Genomic DNA, 5302 nt, shown 5'->3' with positions numbered 1-5302 from the left:
ACTCATTACTCCTACAACAGTTTTGTGGTCTACTCAACTGAAAAGCGCTGTAATATCATGTCCGGATAATTAGTGATAAAAAAACTTTCTTCTTTTGATACTTTCTTTCTCCTCTCTTCCCTCCTGACTCCTGTCTCCTGTCTCCTGACTCCTCCCTCATTTATTTATAATTATTCAACCGGACATGATATAAATCATTCTTTTTGACAATAAGCATCTAGGAGAAACCGAGTTTCTGGGCTCCCATGGCTTTAGTCCTGATCAAATATTTCTCCGACATTTTTTAGGTTAACCAAAGGCGATCGCCATTTTCCAAATAAAAAGGTTGCTGTGGTGTAGCTTAAAAAAAAAGTCAGAAATTCCCTTCCCAGATCGTCTTAATTACAGAAGAGCTCAAAATGAACCTCAAGCTCAAACCAGAAAATCCTAAATCAAGGTAATCTGGCTAACCTTTGTTACTCGACAGTACAAAGTTCTGAGTGGAAAAAAAACATTCCCCACTAAATAAGTAACAGGACTTACGCATGAGGTACGAAAAACTACGATTTGAGATTGCTTCCCTGTCGGTCGCAATGACGGAAATACTTTGTACTGCGTAAGTCCTAAGTAAGTACGTCAGGGCCATTTTTGACAAAATTCTTAAATGCTCGATCGCTCTAGATAGGAGACAGTCGAACCTGGAGCATTTTGTCACACCAAACCAGCTCTACTATAAATCAAAAAAAAATTTCTCAAAAAACACAACTTAAATTCAGGAAATAAAAATCATGGCAGGATGAGTAAAGAAATTTTTAGCAAGCGCTTCTGTTGTTGCTGGCATGAGTGCAGTATTCGGCGCTCCAGCAATGGCTTCTACCTTTACTGGTGTAGGTACAGATATCATACTACGGGAACAAGTCGGTACTGGCTTTCAAGTAACTAATGACTTAACTAAGTTAGATTCAATTTTACAAGGAGATAGTTCCAATCCTGGTGGTAACATAGAGTTAGGCGCTAAAAATGTAGGCCAAACTCAGGGCGGTAACCCACTTGCTGGAGTACAAGTTCAAAATGCTCAGGGAGAAACAGCCACATTTACCAATGTGACTGAGAACATTTACTCTAGTAGCGATTGGCTAAACGATACTGGTAGAGCTTGGTTCTCTGATGCTTGGGAACAAGCTGTTCAAAGAAACTCAAGTGCCCCACTTGTATCAAGTGCCAATGAAGGGCTGTTTTACAGCATGTTTATAGGCCAAGGGGGGCTTGACATAATTACTGACCCCAACATTTCTTACATTAACGAAGTTGGTGATGACATTGTGGTTGGTTTAGCAAGTCCCTTAAACTTAGCAGACAGATTTAGCGACCCATTTCTAGTAGGAGCGTTAGAAGGTGTGCAAATGAGTGAAATCTTTGCATACGATATTAATGGAGTTACTGGTTACGCTTGGAATAGTGTTGCTACTCAGACTGAGTTTGGCTCTTTCTATGGTAACTATGAAGTTGTTCTAGAAGGTTTAGCGAATGGTTATGTATCTGAAGAGGTACTTGAGGCTTCTGCAGAAGACATACCTGAGCCTTCTACAGAAGTCATACCTGAGCCTTCTGCAAAAGACATACCTGAGCCTTCTACAGTATTAGGTCTAATAGCTATGGGTGGTTTGGTTACTGCTACTAAGCGTAAGGTTCAAATTCATTAATGGATAATGGATAATTGATAATGGATAATGGATAATTGATAATTGATAATTACCTCTGGTTAAAACCGTGACGGAATTAAATATAAGGAATATTGTCTTTGTTTTCCCCTTGAAAGGGGAGGCTTTAAACCAGAATTATTTAATTATTAATTATTAATTATTAATTCTTCGGTAAGATTTTAGCTGAATCTGGCAGAAGTCCGACACCATAAAAAGGAGCGATCGCCCCAATTATTTAAACCTTAATCAGATAATTCTGAATTATCTCCCTAGTAGCTAAACCAGGTTTTCCCAACTAAATTCTTTAGCTCTAGCTAAACTTAAGGTTGAGAGGCGCGATCGCTCCTTCCCATCTTTAGCAAAAATATTCATCGCATCAGTTATTTGTCCCACATTTTTCAGGTTAACCAAAAGCCCTCGCTATTTCCCAAATAAAAAGGAGCGATCGCCCCAATTATTTAAACCTTAATCAGATAATTCTGAATCACCTCCCTAGTAGCTAAACCTGTTTTTTCCCAACTAAATTCTTTAGCTCTAGCTAAACTTAAGGTCGAGAGGTGCGATCGCTCTCCCCCATCTTTAGCAATAATATTCATAGCATCTGTTATTTCTTCCACATTTTTCGGGTTAACCAAAATAGCTGCATCTCCAGCAACTTCTGGCAGGGATGAAATATTAGAAGTAATAACTGGAGTACCACACGCCATTGCTTCCAACACTGGAAAACCAAACCCTTCCCACAAACTAGGAAAAACTAGAGCGATCGCTTGATTAATTATTTTGGGTAATTCTGCTGTGGGAACATAGTCAAGAAATTTCACTAATTTTGTTAAACCTAATTCTTGAATTTGAGTTTTTAAGGTTGGTGTATAAGTATTATCTGTAGGTCCGGCAAGCCATAATTCATACTCGGAAAAATTAGGCAAATTAGCAAAAGCTTCTATCAACCGATGCAGATTTTTATAATGATCGTGACGACCAAGATAAAGAAAGTAATTTTGCGTAGGTAAGTCTAAAAATTGGAATTTTTGAGAATCATAACCTAAAGGAATAGGAGTAATTTTTTGAGATGGTATTTGGAAAAAATCAGTAATATCTGTTGCCGTAGCTTGAGAATTACAAACAATATGTTCTGCCTGACTTAATACTTGAGGAATATAATATTTGAAATAAGCAGTTAAGCGAGAACCAGGTTTAGGAAAACGTAAAGGAATTAAATCGTGAGCCATTACTATATAACGACACTGAGAAAATAATGGCGCTTCTGGAAGGGGAGAAAAAAGTAGATTTGCTTGTAATTTTTTATAGATATTTGATAATTGAAATTGAGTCCAAAATAATCGTCGTAAATGACCTTTAGTTCCCTGAGCAGGAGTCATATTATTAGGGATGAGATGGCAGTTAAAATTAGGAATATTATTAGGAATTAACAGAGTGGGGTTAAGTTTTTGAAGTTGTGGCAGGATGTTATTAGCGTAGACAGATATTCCTGTAGGTTGAGGAATTAATACTGATAGATTGATTATAAGTTCGTTAGACATTTGCGCTCACACGGATTATGGCACCGATATACGGATTAAGATTCCAGCAATCAGTTTAGCTTGGATTTATAGCAGTTTTCATTAATATAGAGTACAGAGATTTGGGTTTAAAGTAAGAAGGAAGAAGGAAGAAATTTTGTAGTCTACCTTTATGAAAACCGCTATAAGATAAAAATTCCTCCGATCAAATAATACTTTGTTGGGTTTCACTTCGTTCTACCCAAGCTACCAAAATTTTAAATACTGTAGTAGCTCATCTAGCTTTAAAAATTTGAGTTAATGAAGACCTCTCCCCTAATCCCTCTCCTGCGAGGAGAGGGGAGAAATCCCCCTTTAGAGGGGTAGAAAGGAGCGAGCGAGCGCTTTGATTCAGTATAAAATTCTCAAAAAATGTACTTTTTTATACAATAAATAACTATAAACTCCCCCCTCCTCGCCCTTTTCCCCCTCTCTCCACACTTCTTTTAGATCAAAGGTAAAAAACCTACCCCTGTGAACCCCCCCTTCCCTTGCAGGGAAGAGGGTTGGGGGGTTAGGTTTTTAATCCACATTTTCAAGCTTGACACGGCAGTAGGTTGGGTTGAGGAACGAAACCAAACATTTTCAGTTAATTTGGTTCAAATCAGACAAAAATTCCTCCGATCAAATTATGCTTTGTTGGGTTTCACTTCGTTCTACCCAATCTACGATTATGTCTGATAAATTTCCCAATAGCTTTAAGCTTAATACTAGCTATTTTATAATTTATTGGTAGGTAAAATAAAGCTACTATAGTAATTCTGAGTAATCTGTATATTAAAACTGGTTTGTTTGTATGTTTTTCTAAACTCAATAGGTAGCTATAGATACTATACTCAAGTTTTAATTCTGGGTTTTTATTAGTAATAGAAGATGGTTTATGAATTACAGATATTGTTTGAGTAATGGCTATTTTATGACCTTGTTTTACATAGCGTCTACAGAAGTCAAAATCTTCATAGTATAAAAAATAATCTTCATCAAATTCAGGACAGTTTTTAAAATTTTTGAAGTTAATTAACATACTGCATCCTGTCACCCAATCTGTAGTTGATGTTTCTGTGTCTAACAAAAATTCATTAGGAATTATTTTGCCAGTTTCAGGAATAAATTTACCGCCACCAAACCAAATTTTACCCGTAGGTTCGTAGATAGTTGTTCCTAATATAGAAAATTCTGGATTTTTGGCTAAAAAATGATGTGCTTTTTCTAGAGAATAAGGTAATAAATAAGCATCAGGATTAATTAACCAAACTATTGCTTGAGAATTTTGAGTATAAATCCAATTTAATCCTAAATTACAGGCTTTACCATATCCTAAATTAGTTCCTGAATTGATAATAATTGTAGTATTATTTTGGAGTCGTTCGATAGATTCATCATCATTTGAGTTATTAATAATGATAATTTTTTGAAATAGGTGAGAAGTTAATTGGATTGAATTGATTAATTTTTTAATTAACTCAGTTGAATAGTAGTTAACCGTAAGAAAGTAGATAGAATAATTGGTGTGAATATTAGTTTCTCCTTTAAATAAGTAAGTTCAATAATTGATAATTGATAATGGATAATTGATAATTACCTCTCCCCAAAAGGAAGAAGATTGAACAAAAGGAAAATTTTTTCTTGTTTCTCCTTATAAAGGAGAGGCTTTAAACCTTAATTATTCGGTAAGCAAGTGTAATTTAAAATTGGATAAGTTTATATCCTTGAATATTTATTTGCCTACTTTACAGCTATTATTAGTAAATAAAAAGTTTTTTTAAGGGAGCAATAGTTGCATATTTACCTTAATAATAAATTAGATTAGTTGCTGTATTTTTATTAAAAATTGACTATGTTATCTTGTGGCTGAGTTACTAAATTTGAATAATTAAGATCAAGTTAAATACTCAGAAAGTTGAAATTTATAGTGTCCAATAAAAAACTATTAAAAGCACTTGTAGTTGCAGTTTTTATACTATTATTAATTGGAAGTCCTGCTATAGCAGACTGTTCAGGAAGTATTGTTCATTAATTGATAATTGATAATGGATAATTGATAATTACCTCTGGTTAAAA

General features: G+C 34.9%; 3 protein-coding genes and 1 pseudogene. 2 read left to right on the top strand and 2 right to left on the bottom strand.

The window, feature by feature from the left end:
* Positions 1-797: 797 nt before the first annotated feature.
* Both ACP6PL_RS21880 and ACP6PL_RS21875 read left to right on the top strand, forming a co-directional pair.
* A pseudogene (locus ACP6PL_RS21880) lies at positions 798-1556 on the top strand (NF038130 family PEP-CTERM protein); the annotation flags it as partial.
* On the top strand, positions 1551-1682 hold the full coding sequence (locus ACP6PL_RS21875) for a PEP-CTERM sorting domain-containing protein (RefSeq protein WP_426547390.1): 132 nt from the start codon (positions 1551-1553) through the stop codon (positions 1680-1682). The pseudogene ACP6PL_RS21880 and the gene ACP6PL_RS21875, both read left to right, overlap by 6 nt.
* A gap of 458 nt (positions 1683-2140) precedes the next feature.
* Here ACP6PL_RS21875 and ACP6PL_RS21870 read toward each other — a convergent pair whose 3' ends face one another.
* The gene (locus tag ACP6PL_RS21870) at positions 2141-3223 is read right to left on the bottom strand and encodes a glycosyltransferase family 4 protein (protein WP_426547388.1); all 1083 of its coding nucleotides are present in this window, start codon (positions 3221-3223) and stop codon (positions 2141-2143) included.
* A gap of 664 nt (positions 3224-3887) precedes the next feature.
* Positions 3888-4700, bottom strand: a complete 813-nt coding sequence (locus ACP6PL_RS21865; protein WP_426547389.1) for a glycosyltransferase family 2 protein — start codon at positions 4698-4700, stop codon at positions 3888-3890.
* Between the last annotated feature and the right edge of the window lie 602 nt (positions 4701-5302).

Origin of the sequence: Dapis purpurea BLCC-M126, from assembly GCF_050015975.1 — a bacterium.
In the GTDB taxonomy this organism is placed as follows: Bacteria; Cyanobacteriota; Cyanobacteriia; order Cyanobacteriales; family Microcoleaceae; genus Trichodesmium.
The sequence above is the reverse complement of the archived record's forward strand: the minus strand, read 5'-3'. Positions and strand labels throughout refer to the sequence as shown.

Excerpts from the sequence above, each read along its gene's own strand:
- ACP6PL_RS21870 (WP_426547388.1), bottom strand. The coding sequence starts at position 3,223 with ATGTCTAACGAACTTATAATCAATCTATCAGTATTAATTCCTCAACCT.